Origin of the sequence: Paucibacter soli, assembly GCF_037482845.1 — a bacterium.
Lineage (GTDB): Bacteria > Pseudomonadota > Gammaproteobacteria > Burkholderiales > Burkholderiaceae_C > Paucibacter_B > Paucibacter_B soli.
In genome coordinates, this window is record NZ_JBBHJW010000002.1 from 600,327 (window position 1) to 618,590 (window position 18,264).

An 18,264-nucleotide genomic window follows, 5' to 3' on the forward strand; every position below is an offset into this window, starting at 1 on the left:
CCCTATAATCGCGGGCTAGGCGAGGGGAGCGCTCGAGGTTTCCCCGTCTTGATCTGCTGGGGCTTGCCACTGCGTTTTGCTGTCAGAGGCGGTGCTCCATTAATTACCGGTAATTGATCTTCGTCTCACCGATTCTTTGAGGACAAGTATGAAAAAGTCGATCCTGTTGGCCTCCCTGCTGGCTGCTGTTGCCCTGACCGCTTGCGGCAAGAAGGAAGAAGCTGCTGCTCCCGCACCGGCTCCTGCTGCTGCTCCCGCTCCCGCCGCTTCGGAAGCCGCTTCGGCTCCTGCAATGGAAGCTTCGGCACCCGCCGCTGCTGACGCTGCTTCGGCCGCCGCCAGCAAGTAATCGGTTTTCATCCGATCACGCACAAGCCGCCTGGGCGCAAGCCCAGGCGGCTTTTGTTATGGGCGCGACGTTATGCGTCGCGCAGCAGCAGCCAGTCCATGCCCTGGGCCTGATCGGCGACAAGAATCTCGAAGGCCTGCGTGCCGCGGGCGTCCAGCAACTCGGCCAGGACCAGCTCGGGCAGGTTGTTGCTTTCGCTCAGATGGGCCGCCACCACCTGCTGCAAGCCTGCATGGGCGCAGGCGCGCAGGAGCTCGGCGGCCTGGGCATTCGAAAGATGCCCATGGCTGCCCAGAATGCGCCGCTTCAGGCTGGCCGGATAGCGGGAGTTGCTCTGCAGCATCTGCACATCATGGTTGCACTCCAGCAGCAGGGCGTGGCAGCCGCTCAGGGCGGCGTGCATGCCGGGGCTGATCGAGCCGGCATCGGTGAGCACGCCTAGGTGCTGTGCGCCGTCATGGCAGCGCAGCTGCAGCGGCTCTTTGGCATCATGCGGCACCCCATAGGGCTGCAGACACAGGTCGCCCAGCGGGATGGCCTCGCCGGCGCGCGCCACATGGCGCAGTTCGCTGGGGAAGTCCGGCTGCGCCTTGCTCAAGGCCTGCCAGGTGCCGGCGCTGGCCCACAGCGGGATGCGGTGGCGCTGGGCGAATCCGGCGGCGCAGCCAATATGGTCGCCATGCTCGTGGGTGATGAAGATGGCATCCAGCTCGGCGGGTGCCAGGCCGCGCGAGGCCAGTCGGCGCGTCAGCTCGCGCTGGCTGAAGCCAGCGTCGATCAAGAGCCGCGTGCGCGTGATGCCCTGGCTCGCCTCCACCACGGTGGCGTTGCCGCCGCTGCCGCTGCCCAGGCTGCAAAAACGCATGGTCGGCAGCGGCGCTGAGTCTCAGCGCAGATCGTCCATCAGCAGGTTCAGGATGCGTTTGGCGATCTCGCCGGTCTGCTGCTGACCCTTGTCGTCCAGCACCATCACCGTGCTGCGCTCGCCCTCGGCCTTGACCGAGACGCGGTAGCGTACCGCGGTCTGGCCCTTGTCGCCGCCGAAGAGCTTGCTGAAGAAGTTGGGCTCGTCCTTGCCGGCCTCGTTGGGGTCGGCATAACGCAGGAAGAACAGGCCCTGCTTGCGGTCGCGGTCTTCCACCGTGAAGCCATGCCGATCCAGCGACTGGCCGACACGGCGCCAGGCGCGCTCGAAGCCTTCGTTGACCTGCAGGCTGGTGGGCACGTCCGCCAGCGCGCGCGTGCCGGCATGCGCAGCGGCGGCCGTGGCCGGCGCCTTGGCAGGCGAGGCCGGTGCGGCGGCCAGCACGGCCTTGGCCTGCTCTTCCTTGGCGCCCAGCTTGAGCATCAGGCGCGAGAGCATTTCGGCTTCCAGTTGCGGGTCGGCGGGGCGCGGCTGCCAGGCCGTGTTGTCGCGTTGGGTACCGGTGTAGACCTCGATCATGCCGCGGTGGCTGACATAGATCTCGGTGCCGCCATTGACGCGCTCCAGGCGGGTGCGGAACTTGTCGCGCTCGCCGGTGGAGTAGAGGCCGTCCAGCACCTTGCCGATGGTGCTGCGGATCAGATCCTGCGGCAGCTTGGCGCGGTTCTCGGCCCAGTTGGTTTCCATCACGCCCACTTCGGTCTGCTCGCTGGCGAGCTCGAAACCGCGCTCGAGCCAGAAGCCGCGCACTTGCGGCCAGAGCTGTTCGGGCGTCAGCGAGCTGCGCAGCCAGCGCTGCTCACCCGAGCGCTCGATGCGCAGGTCGCCCAGTTGGTCCAGCGCCACCTTGCTCATGCTGCCAGCGCTGGGTTTGGCGGTGGTGGACGATGTCTGCTGCATGGCCGAGGCGCTCACCACGCCACCCTGCACCTGGGCGCGGCCATCGCGTGCCAGCTGGGTCAGATCGGGCGGCACATCGAGGCCGGTGGTCTGGCGTGCACCGCTGCGGTAATCGACCTTGTCGGAGGAGAACATGTTCTCGATCGAGCTGCAGGCCGTGAGCGAGGTGCCGACGAGCAGCAGGCAAGCCAAGCGGACCGCGGTCGGTGCGGCAGTTGCTTTGAAAGTTGGGGTCACGCTGGACATCTCCGAAGGTCAGGCATGCGCCCATGCGCATGCTGTCAGGGTCGCAATGATAGGGGCTGTGGCTTAGAGCAGGCCGGCGTCGCGCAGGGCCTGGCCGACCAGTTCCTGGCCGCCCGCGGTGAGCGGCGTGATCGGCAGGCGCATATGCGCCTGGATTCGACCGAGCTTTTCCAGCGCCCATTTGGTCGGGGCCGGGCTGGGCTCGCAGAACAACTGCTTGTGCAGGCCCAGAAGCTGGAAGTGGATGCGGCGGGCCTCGGCCACATCGCCGGCCAGCGCGGCCTTGCAGAGCTCGTGCATGGCGCGCGGCGCCACATTGGCGGTGACGCTCACATTGCCCTGGCCGCCCAGCAGCATCAGCGCGATGGCGGTGCCGTCGTCGCCCGAGTAGATCGAAAAGCCCTTGGGGGCATGCTTGATCAGCGTGGCGGCGCGCTCGATGTCGCCGGTGGCCTCCTTGACGCCGAACACGCCCGGCAGGGCGGCGCAGCGCAGCGCGGTCTCTGGCAGCATATCGGCGACGGTGCGGCCGGGCACGTTGTAGAGCATCATCGGGATGTCCACGGCCTCGGCAATCGCCTTGTAATGCTGGTAGATGCCCTCCTGAGAGGGCTTGTTGTAGTACGGCACCACCGACAGCGTGCAGTCCGCACCCACCTGCTTGGCGTAGCGGCTCAGCTCAATGGCCTCGGCGGTGCAGTTGGCCCCGGTGCCGGCCATGACAGGCACCCGACCCGCCACATGTTCGACCGCCGCGCGAATGATCTCGCGGTTCTCTTCCATGCTCACGGTGGGCGATTCACCCGTCGTGCCGACCACGCCAATGACGTCCGTGCCTTCGGCGATCTGCCAATCAATCAAACGGCGCAGCGCGGCGTAATCGACGCTGCCATCTTCCTGCATCGGCGTCACCAGGGCGACGATGCTGCCTGCTATCGGTTTCATCAGGATTCCTCGTAATCGGCGGATTCTACTCAGCGCCGCAGCCGCTCAGCCAAAGGGAAGCTGATGACGGGGGTAGACCCCAGGCGCTGGCGCGGCGCGAACCGCAGCAACGCGCTGCACATAGCGCGGGTTGACGCCCGCGTCGTCGAGAAAGCCGTCGTCATAGCCCACCACGCGCAGCCCGCTGCAGAGCTGAAGCAACTCGCCGGGCTGGAGCAGGAAATCGGCGCGCGCCGGCCGGCCTATGCTTTGCTGGCCGTCGGCGAAGGTCTCGTAGATCAGCCAGCCGCCGGGCGCCACCGCGCCCACGATGCGCGGCAGCAGCGGCCGCCACAGATAGTTGCTCACCAGCACCAGCTCGAACTGGCGCTCGCCCAGCGGCCAGGGGCCGGCTTCGAGGTCGGCAACGATCAACTCGCCAAAGCCCTGCAGGCCGGCCAGGGCTTGGGCATCGCGGTCCACGCCGGTGACGTGCAGGCCCTGTTGAGCCAGATAGCGCAGATGGCGGCCGCTGCCGCAGGCCAGGTCCAGCGCCGTGGCGCCGGCGCGCAGGGCCTGCGGCCAGCGGGTGAGCCAAGTGGATGGAGCGGACATGGGGCGTCGCTGTTCAGTGCTTGCGCTTGGGCGCAGGCTTGGCGGCGGCCTTGCGCTTCTTCCCGCTCTTTGCCGCGGCCTTTTTGCCGCCCGCCGCGGTGTCGGCCGTGCCACCCGCCGTGCTGGCCACATCGTCCATCAGGGTCAGGATGCGGCCCTGCTTGACGCGCAGCAGCGGTTGCTCCACGGCGGTCAGGTCCTGCAGCGGATGGCCCGCCAGCACCAGGAAGCTGGCGTCGCAGCCGGCCTCGAAGCAGCCCAGGCGGCGCTTGGGAAATATCGCTCTGGGCGTGTCCTGGGTGGCGATGCGCAGCAGCTCGGCAGGGCTCAGCACGCCCAGCGTGGCGAGGCTGCGGAATTCCGCCAGCGCCGTACCGGTGAACACATCCGAGCCCAGCAGCAGCGGCACGCCGGCATCCTTGAGCATTTGAAGATTGCGCTTTTGCACGGCGCGAATACGCGTCAGCAGATCGGCATCGGCCTTGAACAGCCCGGTGGCGGCTGTGGTGGTGATGACCGCGATCTTGCGCTGTGCCGCCAGCTCGATGCTGGCAGGGCTCAGCAAATAGCTTTCGGGCGCATCGCCGTGATGCGGGAAATAGCCGGGCAGGTGGGCGATCTGGTCGACACCGGCGCGCGCTGCGGCCTCGAAATCGGCGGCACTGTCGACATGGGCGGCCACGCGTTGGCCCGCGGCGTGCGCCATGCGCACGATCTCGGCCGCCACCTCGGCCCGCAGGCCCAGTTTGCCCATCAGCTCGGGGCGGCCGCGCAGCTCTTCGCGTTCGTGGTAGCTGAGCACCAGTTTGATCATTTCACTCTTGCGCGCCTGCACCAGCGGCCATTTTTCGCGCACCTGGGCCGGGCTGTCCATGATCAGAACCGCCTTGTCGGCCATATCGGCCAGGGTCACTGCGGGCTGGCCCTCGCTGGCGGGGCGTAGCAGCATCTCCAGCGGATGGCCGTCGGACGAGGTGACGCAGGCGGTGACGAAGGCCACATCGGGCGCATCGGCGCCGCCGGCCAGCTTGCGCACGGGCGCCACGCCGGCCGGGTCGCCGCACAGCATGGCGGCGTAGAACACGCCATCGTTCAAATAGCTGCGGGCGAACTGGCCATAACCCCATTCGCTCTGCAGATTGTGGTTGTGCGCCTCGCCCAGCGGGGAGATCAGGTACTGGCCCCTCAACTCCATGCGGCGGTTCACGCGCTTGGGCTTGGCTGCCACGAAGCGACCGTCTTCCACATAGAGGCTGCCGCGGCGGAACTCGCTGCCGTCGAACCATTGGGCATTGCGCAGCTCCATGCTCATGGACGGGCTGGCCTTGAAGGGCGGCGGGGCGGTTTGCGCCAGGGCATTGCCGAGGCCCAGGGCGCACAAGGCCAGAAAGAGGTGACGCATATGGTTGGCGCAGCAGAAATCAGCCGCGCATGCTACGCCTCTTTGTCATGGGCGAGGGCGCCGCGCGCCCTCCCTACAATCCGCGCCATGGCAACGAAACCTTCCGCATCAGCTACCCCTGCCGCCTATGGCGAAGCCTCGATCCGCGTGCTCAAGGGCCTTGAGCCCGTCAAGCAGCGCCCGGGCATGTACACCCGCACCGACAACCCCCTGCACACCATCCAGGAGGTGATAGACAACGCCGCCGACGAGGCCCTGGCCGGCTTTGGCAAGCGCATCGACGTGGTCCAGCACCTCGACGGCTCGATCTCGGTGGCCGACGATGGCCGCGGCATCCCCTTCGGCCTGCACCCCGAGGAGGGCGTGCCGGTGGTGGAGATCGTGTTCACCCGGCTGCATGCCGGCGGCAAGTTCGACAAGGGTTCGGGCGGCGCCTACAGCTTCTCGGGCGGCCTGCATGGCGTGGGCGTGAGCGTCACCAACGCGCTGGCCAAGCGCCTGGAGGTGCAGGTCTGGCGCGACAAGCGGGTGGCCAGCCTGGCCTTCGAGGCCGGCGATGTGGTCGAGCCGGTCAGCACCCGCGCCTGCGGCAGCGGTGACCGCAAGCAGGGCACCACGGTGCGCGTCTGGCCCGATGCCAAGTACTTCGAGAGCGCCGAGCTGCCCAAGCATGAGCTGGTGCATCTGCTGCGCTCCAAGGCGGTGCTGATGCCCGGCGTGATCGTGACGCTGAAGAACGAGAAAAGCGGCGAGCTGCAGACCTGGTCCTACAAGGGCGGCCTGCGCGACTACCTGATGCAGACGCTGAATGCCGACCCGCTGATTCCGCTGTTCGAGGGCGAGCAATACGCAACCGCCGCCGAGAGTGAGAACTTCGCCGAGGGCGAGGGCGCCGGCTGGTGCGTGGCCTTCACCGAAGACGGCGCGCCGATGCGCGAGAGCTATGTGAACCTGATCCCCACGGTGGCCGGCGGCACGCATGAGTCCGGGCTGAAGGACGGCCTGTTCGGCGCCATCAAGGGCTTTATCGAGATGCACAGCCTGCTGCCCAAGGGCGTCAAGCTGATGCCCGACGATGTGTTTTCGCGCGCCAGCTTCGTGCTCTCGGCCAAGGTGCTGGACCCGCAGTTCCAGGGCCAGACCAAGGAGCGCCTGAACTCGCGCGACGCGCTGCGCCTGGTCTCCACCTATGTGAAGCCGGCGCTGGAGCTGTGGCTGAACCAGCATGTGGAACATGGCAAGAAGCTGGCCGAACTGGTGATCAAGCAGGCGCAGACGCGCCAACGCGCCAGCCAGAAGGTCGAGAAGCGCAAGGGGTCAGGTGTTGCGGTGCTGCCCGGCAAGCTGACCGACTGCGAAAGCCGCGATGTGCTGCACAACGAGGTCTTTCTGGTCGAGGGCGATTCGGCCGGTGGCTCGGCCAAGATGGGGCGCAACAAGGAAACCCAGGCGATCCTGCCGCTGCGCGGCAAGGTGCTGAACTCCTGGGAGGTCGAGCGTGACCGGCTCTTCGCCAACAACGAGATCCACGACATCTCGGTGGCGATCGGCGTGGACCCGCATGGCAAGCACGACAGCCCCGACCTCAGCGGCCTGCGCTACGGCAAGATCTGCATACTCTCGGACGCGGATGTGGACGGCTCGCACATCCAGGTGCTGCTCTTGACCCTGTTCCTGCGCCATTTCCCCAAGCTGATCGAGGCCGGTAACGTCTATGTGGCGCGGCCGCCGCTGTTCCGTGTGGACGCGCCGGCGCGCGGCAAGAAGCCGGCCGCCAAGATCTACGCGCTGGACGAGGGCGAACTCACCGCCACGCTGGACAAGCTGCGCAAGGAAGGCGCGCGCGAGAACAGCTGGACCATCAGCCGCTTCAAGGGCCTGGGCGAGATGAGCGCCGAGCAGCTCTGGGACACCACGCTGAATCCCGAGACGCGCCGCCTCATGCCCATCGCCTATGGCGCATTCGATCTGCCGCAGACCGAGGAATCCTTCAACAAGCTGATGGGCAAGGGCGAGGCCGCCTCGCGCCGCGAGCTGATGGAACTGCACGGCGACAGCGTCGAGGTGGACGTCTGATGGACACGGTCTACAACCGGCACCACGGCGTGCATGCCGCCACGCACGAGTTCTTCCGCGGCCGTCTGGTGCCGGCCTTCGAGCTGCCGGCGCGTGCCGACTTCGTGCTGGCCGCCGTGCAGGCCAGCGGCTTGGGCGCGGTGCTGGATCCCGTGGACCATGGCCTGGACCCGCTGGAGGCGGTGCACAGCCCGGCCTATCTGCGCTTTTTGCGCGGCGCCTGGGCCGAGTGGCAGCAACTGGGCGGCGAGGGCGATGCCTTCCCGGCCGTCTGGCCGGTGCGCAGCCTGCGCAGCGATGTGGTGCCCGCCAGCTTTGCCGCCCGCATGGGCCTGTATTCGATGGACAGCGGCACGCCGCTGACCGCGGGTTCCTGGGAGGCCGCCTACTGGGGCGCGCAGACCACGCTCAGCGCGCTGGACCTGCTGCTGGCCGGGGCGCGCAGCGCCTATGCCCTGACGCGCCCGCCCGGCCACCATGCCGGCGCCGATTTCTTTGGCGGCTACTGCTTTGTCAACAACGCGGCGGTGGCCGCGCAGGCGGCTCGCGCTGCCGGCAAGCAGCGCGTTGCCATCCTGGACGTGGACTACCACCATGGCAATGGCACGCAGGCGATCTTCTACGAACGCGGCGATGTCTATTACGCCAGCATCCATGGCGATCCGCAGACCGAATACCCCTTCTTCCTCGGCCATGCCGACGAGTGCGGTGCCGGCGCGGGCCTGGGCTGCAATGCCAACTTCCCGCTGCCCGCCGGCGCCAGCAACGAGCAATGGTTCGAGGCCTTCGAGCGTGCCCTCGTGGCGCTGAATGCCTATGCGCCCGAGCTGCTGATCGTCTCGCTGGGTGTGGATACCTATGCGGGCGACCCGATCTCGCATTTCTTGCTCGATCAGCCCGAGTTCCGCCGCATCGGCCAGGCCCTGCGCACGCTGCAGCTGCCCACCCTGTTTCTGCAGGAGGGCGGCTATGCCACCGAGGCGATCGGCCACAACGTGGTGGCGGTGCTGCGCGGCTTTGACGAGGGCGCCGGCGCATGAGCACGACGGCCCCGCGCGTGCACCTGCGCCCCAGCATGCTGTCCGATCTGGACTTCGTGGTCTCGGTGGAGCAAGACGGCAGCAACCGCCCCTTCATCACCCCCTGGGAACGCACCCAGCACGAGGGCGCGATCCGCTTTCCAGATTGCCGCCACTTCATTGTCGAGCTAGGCAACGAGGGCCAGCGCGCCGGCTTCGTGATCCTGCAGGGCTGCCGCAATCCGCACGGCTCGGTGGAGCTCAAGCGCCTGGTGCTGCAGCCCAAGGGTCAGGGCCTGGGCCGCGCCTGCGTGCGCCTGCTCAAGAAGCTGGCCTTCACGCAGCTGCATGCGCACCGCTTCTGGCTGGATGTTAAGGCGCTCAATACGCGCGCGCTGCAGCTCTACGCCAGCGAGGGCTTTGTCGAGGAGGGCCGGCTGCGCGAAAGCGTGCGGGTCAGCATCGAAGGCGCGGACGGCTATGACAGCCTGATCGTGATGTCGATGCTGGACCGCGAGTACCAGGCGCGCGTCGCGCTGGGCGAGGAGGGCGCGTGAACAAGGCCTGCTGGCTGCTGGCCCTGGCCCTGTGTGGCGGTGCCGCGCGCGCCGAGCTATGGGGTTATGTGGACGCGCTTGGCGTGGCGCACTTTGCCCAGGCTCGGCTCGACAGCCGCTACGCCCTGGTGCTGGGCAGCGGCGCCACGCCCCAGAAGGTGCCCGGCAAGACCGACCATGGCCAGCGTCTGCTGACCTGGCTGGAGTTCGCCCCCGAGGTCAAGGCGGTGCAGCCCTATTTGCGCGAGGCCGCTGGCCAGACCGGCGTCGACCAGGAACTCTTGAAGGCGGTGATTGCGGTGGAGTCGGGCTACCAGCATGCGGCGGTGTCGCCGCGCGGTGCCACCGGCCTGATGCAGATCACCAGCGAGTCGGCGCAGCGCTACGGCGGCAGCAGCGAGGCCAACTTGCTGGACCCGCGCAGCAATGTGCTGATCGGCGCGCGCATGCTGGCCGATCTGATGCGGCGCTTCGGCCGCATCGACACCGCCTTGGCGGCCTGGAATGCGGGTGAAGGCCAGGTACGCCGCGCCGGCGGGCGCATGCCCGCCATCGACGAAACCCAGGCCCATGTGCAACTGGTGCTGGAGTTGTACTGGGCCCTGCTGCAGCGCAGCCTGCCCGGCCGGGCCCGGCAGATGAAGATCCATGGCGCGGCGGCGCAGCCGCCGCTTGCCACGCAGTAAAGACAAGACCAATGAACCAGAACGCATTCGATTTCGACGACCCCAAGCCCGCCGCGCCCCGTGATGGTGGCGATGGTGGCGATGCCCTCAGCCTGGCGCATTACGCCGAGCGTGCCTACCTGGAGTACGCGCTCTCGGTGGTGAAGGGCCGTGCCCTGCCGGACGTCTGCGACGGCCAGAAGCCGGTGCAGCGCCGCATCCTCTATTCGATGGAGCGCATGGGCCTGGCCTTCACCACCGCGGCCGGCCCCAAGGCGGTGAAGAGCGCGCGCGTGGTCGGCGATGTGCTGGGCCGCTTTCACCCGCATGGTGACCAGGCCGCGTATGACGCCCTGGTGCGCATGGCGCAGGACTTCAGCCAGCGCTATCCGCTCATCGACGGCCAGGGCAATTTCGGCAGCCGCGATGGCGACGGCGCCGCGGCGATGCGCTATACCGAGGCGCGCCTGGCGCCCATCACCCGGCTGCTGCTGGACGAGATCGACGAGGGCACGGTGGACTTCGTGCCCAATTACGACGGCTCGACCCAGGAGCCCAAACAGCTGCCTGCGCGCCTGCCCTTTGTGCTGCTGAACGGTGCCAGCGGCATCGCCGTGGGCCTGGCCACCGAGGTGCCCAGCCACAATCTGCGCGAGGTGGCGGCCGCCGCGGTGGCCATGTTGAAGAACGACAAGCTCAGCGACGAGGAGCTCTTTGCCCACATCCCCGGCCCTGACTATCCCGGCGGCGGCCAGCTCATCAGCCCGGCCGAGGACATCCAGGCCGCCTACCGCAGCGGCCGCGGCAGCCTGAAGCTGCGCGCGCGCTGGAAGATCGAGGACCTGGCGCGCGGTCAGTGGCAGCTGGTGGTGACCGAGCTGCCGCATGGCACCAGCGCGCAAAAGGTGCTGGAGGAGATCGAGGAGCTCTCCAACCCCAAGGTCAAGGCCGGCAAGAAGGCGCTCTCTCAGGAGCAGCTGCAGCTCAAGGCTTCGCTCTTGGCGGTGCTGGACGGGGTGCGTGACGAATCGAGCAAGGACGCCGCGGTGCGCCTGGTGTTCGAGCCCAAGAGTCGCACCGTGGAGCAGCAGGAGCTCATCACCACGCTGCTGGCCCACACCAGCCTGGAGACCAGCGCGCCCATCAACCTCACCATGATAGGCAGCGACGGCCGGCCTACCCAGAAGGGTCTGCGGCAGATCCTGGGCGAATGGCTGGGTTACCGCATGGCCACGGTGCTGCGCCGCACCGAGTACCGCCTGGCCAAGGTGCTGGACCGCATCCATGTGCTGGAGGGCCGGCAGCTGGTGCTGCTGAACATCGACGAGGTGATACGCATCATCCGCAATGCCGACGAGCCCAAGGCCGCGCTGATCGAACGCTTCAAGCTGAGCGACCGCCAGGCCGAGGACATCCTGGAAATCCGCCTGCGCCAGCTGGCGCGGCTGGAGGCCATCAAGATCGAGCAGGAGCTCAAGAGCCTGCGCGAGGAGCAGGCCAAGCTGGAGGACATCCAGGCCAACCCCAGCGTGCTCAAGCGCACCGTGGTCAAGGAGATCGAGGGTGACGCCAAGACCTATGGCGACGAGCGCCGCACCCTGATCCAGGAAGAGAAGAGGGCGGTGGCCGAGGTCAAGATCGTCGACGAGCCGGTCACCGTGGTGGTGAGCATGAAGGGCTGGGTGCGTGCGCTCAAGGGCCACGAGGTGGACGCCGCGGCACTGAGCTTCAAGTCGGGCGACCAGCTTTACGGCGTGTTCCCCTGCCGCAGCGTCGACCCGCTCATCGTGTTCGGCAGCAATGGCCGGGTCTATTCGGTGCCGGTGGCGCTGCTGCCGGGCGGGCGTGGCGATGGCCAGCCCATCACCACCCTGATCGAGCTGGAATCGGGCACGCAGATTGCGCATTACTACGCCGCGGCGAGCAGCCAGCGCCTGGTGCTGGCCGGCACCGGCGGCTTTGGCCTGATCGCCCAGCTGGGCGATCTGGTGGGCCGGCAAAAGGCCGGCAAGACCTTCCTGAGCCTGGAGGGCGAGGAGAAGCCGTTGCCACCGAGCCCGGTGCCGGCCGGCGAGGTGCTGGGTGTGCAGCTTGCCTGCCTCTCGCTGCAGGGCCGCCTGCTGACCTATGCGCTGGACGAGCTCAAGCACCAGCCCAAGGGCGGCCGCGGCCTGACCCTGATCGACCTGGACCCCAAGGATGCGCTCATCAGCACCGCGGCCTTCACCAACAGCCTGCAGGTGCTGGGCGCGGGCCGCGGCGGCAAGCCCAAGGAAGAGCTGCTCAAGGGGGCAGGTCTTGCCAGCTACGCCGGCAAGAGGGCGCGCAAGGGCAAGCCGGTGGAGGGCATGCAAAAGGTGCTGCGCGTGCTGGCCGGTTGAGTCAGGCGCCGCCACGGAACCAGCCTGGGACGGTGGTCACATCTGTTAACAGGTTTCAGGGGACATCCCCCCAAAGGTAGGGGCAAGAACGTGACGGATTTGGCATTGACGCGTTGCACAATGAACGCGAACTGCTTGGGTTCAAGTCAAGGGGAGTCTCGAATGGAATTGAAACAAGTGATGGCCGCGCTGGCTGTCGCCATGGCCGGCATGTCGGCCCATGCGGGCGGTGGCGCCTGGGCGCAGCACGATCCCATAGAACTGGGTTTCGGCAGCGCCATTGGTGCGGGCTCGTTGCTCAGCGATGTATGGAGTTTCAGCCTGGCAAGTTCGGGCAATCTGGTCGCGGTGGGCGTGTCCAACGACGGCGGCGTGTTCAATCTGACCGGCGGCATGGTTGAGCTGTATAAGGTGGGCAATGCCGTGGCGCTGGACTCCTTCCAGTTTGACCAGGCGGCGGTGAACCACGCCTTCGGCACGCTCACGGCCGGCAACTACTACTACAAAGTGACGGCCTCGGTTGCTGCCGGCGCGCTGGCCGGCACCTACCAGCTCAATTCCTCGCTGGCACCGGTACCTGAGCCCGAAACCTATGCCATGCTGCTGGCCGGCCTGGGCGTGGTGGGCTTTCTGGCGCGTCGCCGCCAAAGCGTCTGATCCAGCATTGCGCTGAACCACCAGGCGAGCCTCGGCTCGCTTTTCTTTTGCCCTACCAGTGGCTGAAGGGATGGGCGGCCAGCGCCGAGTTGAAGTAGCGCGCGTCGTCGGTGACCTCGTCACCCAGCCAGGGCGGGCGCTCGAAGCCCTGGTCGGCATGCAGCAGTTCGAGTTCGGCCACCACCAGGCCGGCGTTGTCGCCCAGGAACTCGTCCACCTCCCATTGCATGCCGGCATGGGGAATCACGCGCCGCAGCTTCTCGACAAGCGGGCCCTCGCACAGGGCGAGCAGCGCCACCGCATCGTCCACCGGGATCGGGTACTCGAACTCGGCGCGGCTGGCGCCCACGCTCCGGCCCTTGATGGTCAGGAAGGCTGCATCGCCGGCGATGCGCACGCGCACCGTGCGCGCCGGGTCGCGGCTCAGATAGCCCTGGCTCAGCAGCTGCGCCGGCCAGGCCTTCCAGTCCTCGCCGCGCACCAGGAATTTGCGCTCGATCTCGATGCCCATGACGCTCAGGGCCTTGCCATCGCCTGGGCGCATTCATGCACCAGGGCCGAGCCCTTGTAGATCAGGCCGGTGTAGAGCTGCACCAGGTCGGCGCCGGCCTGCAGCTTGGCGCGCGCATCCGCACCGCTCAGCACCCCGCCCACGCCGATGATGGGATAGTGGCTGCCCAGCGCGGCGCGCAGCAGCCGTATCACCTTGTTGCTGGCCTCGAACACCGGCTTGCCCGACAGGCCGCCCGCCTCTTCGGCATGCGGCAGGCCCTTCACGGCCTCGCGCGCGATGGTGGTGTTGGTGGCGATCACGCCGTCGATGCCATTGTTCTGCAGGGTCTGGGCGATCACCGCCACCTGGGCCTCGTCCAGATCGGGCGCGATCTTCACGAACATCGGCACCACGCGGCCCGAGCTCGCCTGCAATTGCAGCTTGCGCGTCTGCAGCGCGCCCAGCAAGGCGTCCAGCGCCGCGTCGCTTTGCAGCGCGCGCAGATTCTTGGTGTTGGGGCTGGAGATATTGATGGTGACGTAGTCGGCATGCGGGAACACGCCGTCCAGGCCGATCAGGTAGTCGTCCACCGCCTGCTCGATCGGCGTGGCGGCGTTCTTGCCGATGTTCAGGCCCACCAGGCCGCCGGCGGCGCGGAAGCTGTGTGCGCGCTGCACATTGGCCAGAAAACTGGCCAGGCCCTCGTTGTTGAAACCCAGGCGGTTGATGAGGGCCTGGGCCTCGGGCAGGCGGAACATGCGCGGCCGGTCGTTGCCGGGCTGGCCCTTGGGCGTGACGGTACCCACCTCGATGAAGCCAAAGCCCATCGCGCCCAGGCCGTCGATGCAGCGGCCGTTCTTGTCCAGGCCGGCGGCCAGGCCGATGCGGTTGGGGAACTTGAGCCCGGCCAGCTCAATCGGGTCCGCCACCCGCGGCTGCGACCACAGGCAGGCGGCCGGCGTGTTCTGCAGCCTGGCGATGCTGTCGAGGGTCAGTTCATGCGCATGCTCGGGGTCGAGCTTGAAGAGCAGGGGGCGGGTGAGGGCGTAGGGCAGCAACGACATAGGGCTGGGATTGTCGCATCGCTGACAGAGGGTCCCTAGCGATAATGGCCGATCTGCGACAAAGGGAAGTGCCCGCCATGAAGCCTCTGGATGATCCTCAACATGACCGCGAAGTCGGCTCCCGCGATGGCACACAGGACAGTACCCGCACCGACGACACCCGCATCGGCGCCGTGCGGCCGCTGATCTCGCCGGCCCTCTTGCTCGACGAGTTGCCTCTGCCCGACGCCTCGCTGAGCCTGGTGGAGCGTGCGCGCGTCGAGATCAGCGATGTGCTGCACGGCCGCGACGACCGCCTGCTGGTGGTGGTCGGCCCCTGCTCGATCCACGACCACGACCAGGCGATGGACTACGCGCGCCTGCTCAAGGATTTGCGCGATGAACTGAGCCAGGATCTGCTGGTGGTGATGCGCGTCTATTTCGAGAAGCCGCGCACCACGGTGGGCTGGAAGGGCTATATCAACGACCCGCGCCTGGACGGCAGCTTCCACATGAACGAGGGCCTGCGCCTGGCGCGCCAGCTGCTGCTGGACGTGACCGCCCTGGGCCTGCCGGCCGGCACCGAGTTCCTGGACCTGCTATCGCCGCAATACATCTCCGACCTGATCGCCTGGGGCGCGATCGGCGCGCGCACCACCGAAAGCCAGAGCCATCGCCAGCTGGCCAGCGGACTGTCCTGCCCGGTGGGTTTCAAGAACGGCACCGATGGCGGCATCAAGGTGGCCTCCGACGCGGTGCTGGCGGCACAAGCCAGCCATGCCTTCATGGGCATGACCAAGATGGGCGTGGCCGCCATCTTCGAGACGCGCGGCAACGACGACTGCCACATCATTCTGCGCGGCGGCAAGGCGCCCAACTATGACGCCGCCTCGGTGCAGCAGGCCTGCGATGCGCTCAAGAGCGCCGGCCTGCGCGAGCAGGTGATGATCGACTTCTCGCATGCCAATTCGAGCAAGAAGTATGAACGCCAGATCGAGGTCGGCCATGACGTGGCTGGCCAGATCGGCGGCGGCAATGGACAAGGTGACAGGCGCATCACCGGCGTGATGATCGAGTCGCACCTGCAGGCCGGCCGCCAGGATCTGGCCGAGGGCCAGACCAAGGCCGACCTCAAGCCCGGCGTATCCATCACCGACGCCTGCCTGGGCTGGACCCAGACCGAACCCTTGCTGCGCGAACTCGCGGCCGCCGTGCGCCAGCGCCGCAACACCTGACCCCTTGACGAGCAAGAAGAACCCTATGTCACTGACCCAAGACGAACTCAAGACCCTGGTCGGCCAGGCCGCCCTGCAATACGTCACGCCCGGCAGCATCGTCGGCGTGGGCACCGGCTCGACGGTGGACAAATTCATCGACGCGCTGGCGGCCAGCGGCCTGGCAGTTGCCGGTGCCGTCTCCAGCTCGGTGCGCTCGACCGAGCGCATGCAGGCTCTGGGCATTCGCGTGCTGGAGGCCGGGGAGGTGACGAGCCTGCCGGTCTATATCGACGGCGCCGACGAGATCGATCATGCCGGCCATATGGTCAAGGGCGGCGGCGCGGCGCTGACGCGCGAGAAGATCGTGGCCGATCTGGCCGAGCGCTTTGTCTGCATCGCCGACGAATCCAAGCTGGTGCCGGTGCTGGGTGCCTTCCCGCTGCCGGTGGAGGTGATCCCGATGGCCGCCGCGCAGATCGCGCGCCGCTTTGCGGCCATGGGCGGCCAGGCCACGCTGCGCGCCGGCGTGGTGACCGACAACGGCTGCCAGATCCTCGATGTGCGCGGCCTGCAGATCCGTGACCCCAAGGCCTTCGAGGCCGATGTGAACCAGTGGCCCGGCGTGGTGACGGTGGGCGTGTTCGCGCGCAACCGCGCCAGCGTCTGCCTGCTGGGCACGGCCGAGGGCGTGAAGACGCTGACTTTCTAGGCGACAAGAAGCGGTTCATCGCCGATGTGAGGAGCCGCCAATATCCGGCGTGGTCGGACGGCAAAGCCCTGGGCGGTTGGCCGCTGCGGCCCGGCTGCGCAGGCCCTCGCGGAGCTCGGGCTTCCCTGTGCTGCTCGCACCTTGTGGCCGGGCGCTGAACTCGCTGCATTCGCTGCGCTCATTACGCTCAGACAGGCAGCGCCAATCCAGTGCTTGAGGCGCGCGGATACGCGCGCGGCCACAAGGCGCTGTGCTGCTCGGCAGCGCAAAGGGCCTTCGCAACCACCCGCCCAGGGCTTTGCCAACACCGCTGGGGCCGAGTGCCTGCCGGCCTGGGCTGCGGCGCGAGCTCACTCGCTGCTAAACATTTGTGGAAGCGTCCCCGCACATCAGCGAAGAGCCATGAAAAAAGCGCCCCGCGGGGCGCTTTTCATTGGGCCTGACGAACTTAATTGACGCCCACCGCCGACCAGGCTGCCGCCACCGCATTGGCGGTGGCGCTGCCGGCGCCGTAGAGGTCGTTGGCCGCCGCGATGGTGGCCGCACGTGCGCCTGCGTAGTTGGTGTTGGAGGTCATCTTGGTGGTCAGCGCGCGGTACCAGATCTTGGCGGCGGCGTCGCGGCCGATGCCGCTCAGCACCGCATTGCCGGTGGCGACGCGGGTGTCGCCGGCCTTGCAGGTGGGGCTGCTGCCGTAGCTGCTATTGGTGCCTTCGGCCAGGATGAAGAACAGGTGGTTGGCCACGCCCGAGCTGTAGTGCACGTCCAGACTGCCCACGCCGGAGTACCAGCAGTCGGCCGAGCCGCCGTCGGCGCTGGGCTTGATCATGCTGCGCATCCAGGGCGACTTGATCATGATTTTCTCGCCGATCAGGTAGTCGCCAGCGTCATTGGCGTTGTTGGCGTAGAACTCGACCATGGTGCCGAAGATGTCGGAGGTGGCTTCGTTGAGGCCGCCGGACTCGCCGGAGTAGGTCAGGTTGGCGCTGCGGCTGGTCACGCCATGGGTCATCTCATGGCCGGCCACGTCCAGCGACACCAGCGGGCGCAGGCTGGTGCCGTCGCCGTCGCCATAGGTCATGCAGAAGCAGGCATCCGACCAATAGGCGTTGTTGTAGGCGCGACCATAGTGCACCTGGTTGTAGGCGCCCTTGCCATCGTTGGCGATGCCGTTGCGGCCATGCACGTTCTTGTAATAGTCCCAGGTCATGGCGGTACCGTACTGGGCGTCGACGGCGGCCGACGCGGCATCGCTGGTGGCGTTGTTGCCCCAGACATTGTCGCTGTCGGTCACGATAGCGCCGCCGCGCGTGCGGTTGCCCAGGTTCGTGGTGTAGGTGCCACCGCGGCTGGGGTCGCGCAATTCGTAGCCACCGCTGATGCTGTTGGTGGTGAGCGCCACATTGCCGCTGTACAGGCTCTTGCCGGTGCCGTTGGCGGCGGCGGTGTGCACATCGTCCCAGGCGTCCAGCAGGGTACCCAGCTGGGCATCGACGATCACATGCTTCTCGCTGGGCGTGCCGTCCTTGCCTTCGCTGAAGACGCGCACATCCCAGGCCAGGCGGGGCAGGTCACCGCGGGCGTAGACCACCAGTTCGGGGGCATGGCCCTGGTCGTCGCCGGCGTGGCTCTGGGCCACGATGCGCTTGGCCTGGCCCAGCGACACGCTGGGCTTGTCGTCCACCTTGGGCTCGCGCTGCAGGGTCAGCGAGATGTCTTCCAGCATGCCCTGGCCGTTGGAGCGCACCACCAGGTCGCCGCCCAGCACGCGCAGGCCCTTGAAGCGACGGTTGAAACGTACATGCTCGGTGCCGTTGGCGTCCATCACGAGGTCGTGCAGCTCATAGCTCTGGTCGGCACTGTGGTGGCTGCGGCCGGCAAAGTTGGCGATATGGCCAAGGGCGCGGGCCTCGGCCTTGCCGGGGGCGGCGGCGGCCTGCGAGCCTGCCAGTGCAAGGCCGAGCGCCAGGGCGGCTGCAGCGGCGGGACGGAAGGCGAATTTGGACCTGAACATCATCAGAAATGGCTCCGAACTTGTGGTTGTTGACGGCCGCCGTGCCGGGCCTGATGGGCCCAGCGGCATGCA

Annotated in this window: 17 protein-coding genes; 9 read left to right on the top strand and 8 right to left on the bottom strand. The window is 67.5% G+C overall.

Annotation, left to right across the window (positions count from 1 at the left end; translation table 11 throughout):
• Positions 1–148 precede the first annotated feature (148 nt).
• Positions 149–349, top strand: a complete 201-nt coding sequence (locus WG898_RS07475) for a hypothetical protein (protein WP_339602126.1) — start codon at positions 149–151, stop codon at positions 347–349.
• Between the two features lie 70 nt (positions 350–419).
• Here the strand turns inward: WG898_RS07475 and WG898_RS07480 are convergent, their stop codons facing one another.
• The 5 genes from WG898_RS07480 to WG898_RS07500 all read right to left on the bottom strand — a co-directional run bounded on the left by WG898_RS07480 (position 420) and on the right by WG898_RS07500 (position 5,361).
• Positions 420–1,214: an MBL fold metallo-hydrolase gene (locus WG898_RS07480; RefSeq protein ID WP_339602127.1), complete on the bottom strand. Its 795-nt coding sequence runs from the start codon at positions 1,212–1,214 to the stop codon at positions 420–422.
• Positions 1,215–1,235: 21 nt separating this feature from the next.
• Positions 1,236–2,309: an NlpB/DapX family lipoprotein gene (bamC, locus tag WG898_RS07485; protein WP_444718922.1), complete on the bottom strand. Its 1,074-nt coding sequence runs from the start codon at positions 2,307–2,309 to the stop codon at positions 1,236–1,238.
• Between the two features lie 174 nt (positions 2,310–2,483).
• Entirely contained in the window at positions 2,484–3,365 is an 882-nt protein-coding gene (dapA, locus tag WG898_RS07490; RefSeq protein ID WP_339602129.1) for a 4-hydroxy-tetrahydrodipicolinate synthase, read from the bottom strand.
• A 45-nt stretch (positions 3,366–3,410) separates the two neighbouring features.
• Positions 3,411–3,959 (bottom strand): class I SAM-dependent methyltransferase, encoded by a 549-nt coding sequence (locus WG898_RS07495; RefSeq protein ID WP_339602130.1) that lies wholly within the window; start codon positions 3,957–3,959, stop codon positions 3,411–3,413.
• Positions 3,960–3,972: 13 nt separating this feature from the next.
• Positions 3,973–5,361: an amidohydrolase family protein gene (locus WG898_RS07500; RefSeq protein WP_339602131.1), complete on the bottom strand. Its 1,389-nt coding sequence runs from the start codon at positions 5,359–5,361 to the stop codon at positions 3,973–3,975.
• Positions 5,362–5,448: 87 nt separating this feature from the next.
• On the opposite strand from WG898_RS07500, the gene WG898_RS07505 reads away from it, so the two are divergent.
• The 6 genes from WG898_RS07505 to WG898_RS07530 all read left to right on the top strand — a co-directional run bounded on the left by WG898_RS07505 (position 5,449) and on the right by WG898_RS07530 (position 12,716).
• Positions 5,449–7,437, top strand: coding sequence for a DNA topoisomerase IV subunit B (locus WG898_RS07505; protein WP_339602132.1), 1,989 nt, complete (start codon positions 5,449–5,451; stop codon positions 7,435–7,437).
• Positions 7,437–8,477: a histone deacetylase family protein gene (locus WG898_RS07510; RefSeq protein WP_339602133.1), complete on the top strand. Its 1,041-nt coding sequence runs from the start codon at positions 7,437–7,439 to the stop codon at positions 8,475–8,477. The genes WG898_RS07505 and WG898_RS07510 overlap by 1 nt, the downstream gene beginning before the upstream one ends.
• Entirely contained in the window at positions 8,474–9,013 is a 540-nt protein-coding gene (locus WG898_RS07515) for a GNAT family N-acetyltransferase (RefSeq protein WP_339602134.1), read from the top strand. The genes WG898_RS07510 and WG898_RS07515 overlap by 4 nt, the downstream gene beginning before the upstream one ends.
• On the top strand, positions 9,010–9,699 hold the full coding sequence (locus WG898_RS07520; RefSeq protein WP_339602135.1) for a lytic transglycosylase domain-containing protein: 690 nt from the start codon (positions 9,010–9,012) through the stop codon (positions 9,697–9,699). Before WG898_RS07515 ends, WG898_RS07520 begins: the two co-directional genes overlap by 4 nt.
• Before the next feature lie 11 nt (positions 9,700–9,710).
• On the top strand, positions 9,711–12,059 hold the full coding sequence (gene parC, locus WG898_RS07525; protein ID WP_339602136.1) for a DNA topoisomerase IV subunit A: 2,349 nt from the start codon (positions 9,711–9,713) through the stop codon (positions 12,057–12,059).
• 162 nt (positions 12,060–12,221) lie between these two features.
• Complete coding sequence (locus WG898_RS07530; RefSeq protein WP_339602137.1) at positions 12,222–12,716, top strand: FxDxF family PEP-CTERM protein; 495 nt, start codon at positions 12,222–12,224, stop codon at positions 12,714–12,716.
• A gap of 52 nt (positions 12,717–12,768) precedes the next feature.
• On the opposite strand, the gene WG898_RS07535 is transcribed toward WG898_RS07530, so the two are convergent.
• Positions 12,769–13,227 carry a CYTH domain-containing protein gene (locus WG898_RS07535; protein ID WP_339602262.1) on the bottom strand — a complete coding sequence of 153 codons (459 nt, stop codon included), beginning with the start codon at positions 13,225–13,227 and terminating at the stop codon, positions 12,769–12,771.
• 5 nt (positions 13,228–13,232) lie between these two features.
• Positions 13,233–14,273 carry a quinone-dependent dihydroorotate dehydrogenase gene (locus WG898_RS07540; RefSeq protein WP_339602138.1) on the bottom strand — a complete coding sequence of 347 codons (1,041 nt, stop codon included), beginning with the start codon at positions 14,271–14,273 and terminating at the stop codon, positions 13,233–13,235.
• 77 nt (positions 14,274–14,350) lie between these two features.
• Here WG898_RS07540 and WG898_RS07545 point away from each other — a divergent pair, with 77 nt between their 5' ends.
• Complete coding sequence (locus tag WG898_RS07545) at positions 14,351–15,487, top strand: 3-deoxy-7-phosphoheptulonate synthase (RefSeq protein WP_339602139.1); 1,137 nt, start codon at positions 14,351–14,353, stop codon at positions 15,485–15,487.
• Between the two features lie 25 nt (positions 15,488–15,512).
• The gene (gene rpiA, locus WG898_RS07550) at positions 15,513–16,178 is read left to right on the top strand and encodes a ribose-5-phosphate isomerase RpiA (protein ID WP_339602140.1); all 666 of its coding nucleotides are present in this window, start codon (positions 15,513–15,515) and stop codon (positions 16,176–16,178) included.
• A gap of 448 nt (positions 16,179–16,626) precedes the next feature.
• Here rpiA and WG898_RS07555 read toward each other — a convergent pair whose 3' ends face one another.
• Positions 16,627–18,195 (bottom strand): M4 family metallopeptidase, encoded by a 1,569-nt coding sequence (locus WG898_RS07555; protein ID WP_339602141.1) that lies wholly within the window; start codon positions 18,193–18,195, stop codon positions 16,627–16,629.
• Between the last annotated feature and the right edge of the window lie 69 nt (positions 18,196–18,264).

What these genes read in the sequence shown, in the direction of transcription:
- WG898_RS07475 (WP_339602126.1), top strand. Translation starts at nt 149, where the DNA reads ATGAAAAAGTCGATCCTGTTGGCCTCCCTGCTGGCTGCTGTTGCCCTG.
- WG898_RS07480 (WP_339602127.1), bottom strand. Translation starts at nt 1,214, where the DNA reads ATGCGTTTTTGCAGCCTGGGCAGCGGCAGCGGCGGCAACGCCACCGTG.
- bamC (WP_444718922.1), bottom strand. Translation starts at nt 2,309, where the DNA reads ATGTTCTCCTCCGACAAGGTCGATTACCGCAGCGGTGCACGCCAGACC.
- dapA (WP_339602129.1), bottom strand. Translation starts at nt 3,365, where the DNA reads ATGAAACCGATAGCAGGCAGCATCGTCGCCCTGGTGACGCCGATGCAG.
- WG898_RS07495 (WP_339602130.1), bottom strand. Translation starts at nt 3,959, where the DNA reads ATGTCCGCTCCATCCACTTGGCTCACCCGCTGGCCGCAGGCCCTGCGC.
- WG898_RS07500 (WP_339602131.1), bottom strand. Translation starts at nt 5,361, where the DNA reads ATGCGTCACCTCTTTCTGGCCTTGTGCGCCCTGGGCCTCGGCAATGCC.
- WG898_RS07505 (WP_339602132.1), top strand. Translation starts at nt 5,449, where the DNA reads ATGGCAACGAAACCTTCCGCATCAGCTACCCCTGCCGCCTATGGCGAA.
- WG898_RS07510 (WP_339602133.1), top strand. Translation starts at nt 7,437, where the DNA reads ATGGACACGGTCTACAACCGGCACCACGGCGTGCATGCCGCCACGCAC.
- WG898_RS07515 (WP_339602134.1), top strand. Translation starts at nt 8,474, where the DNA reads ATGAGCACGACGGCCCCGCGCGTGCACCTGCGCCCCAGCATGCTGTCC.
- parC (WP_339602136.1), top strand. Translation starts at nt 9,711, where the DNA reads ATGAACCAGAACGCATTCGATTTCGACGACCCCAAGCCCGCCGCGCCC.
- WG898_RS07530 (WP_339602137.1), top strand. Translation starts at nt 12,222, where the DNA reads ATGGAATTGAAACAAGTGATGGCCGCGCTGGCTGTCGCCATGGCCGGC.
- WG898_RS07535 (WP_339602262.1), bottom strand. Translation starts at nt 13,227, where the DNA reads ATGGGCATCGAGATCGAGCGCAAATTCCTGGTGCGCGGCGAGGACTGG.
- WG898_RS07540 (WP_339602138.1), bottom strand. Translation starts at nt 14,273, where the DNA reads ATGTCGTTGCTGCCCTACGCCCTCACCCGCCCCCTGCTCTTCAAGCTC.
- WG898_RS07545 (WP_339602139.1), top strand. Translation starts at nt 14,351, where the DNA reads ATGAAGCCTCTGGATGATCCTCAACATGACCGCGAAGTCGGCTCCCGC.
- rpiA (WP_339602140.1), top strand. Translation starts at nt 15,513, where the DNA reads ATGTCACTGACCCAAGACGAACTCAAGACCCTGGTCGGCCAGGCCGCC.
- WG898_RS07555 (WP_339602141.1), bottom strand. Translation starts at nt 18,195, where the DNA reads ATGATGTTCAGGTCCAAATTCGCCTTCCGTCCCGCCGCTGCAGCCGCC.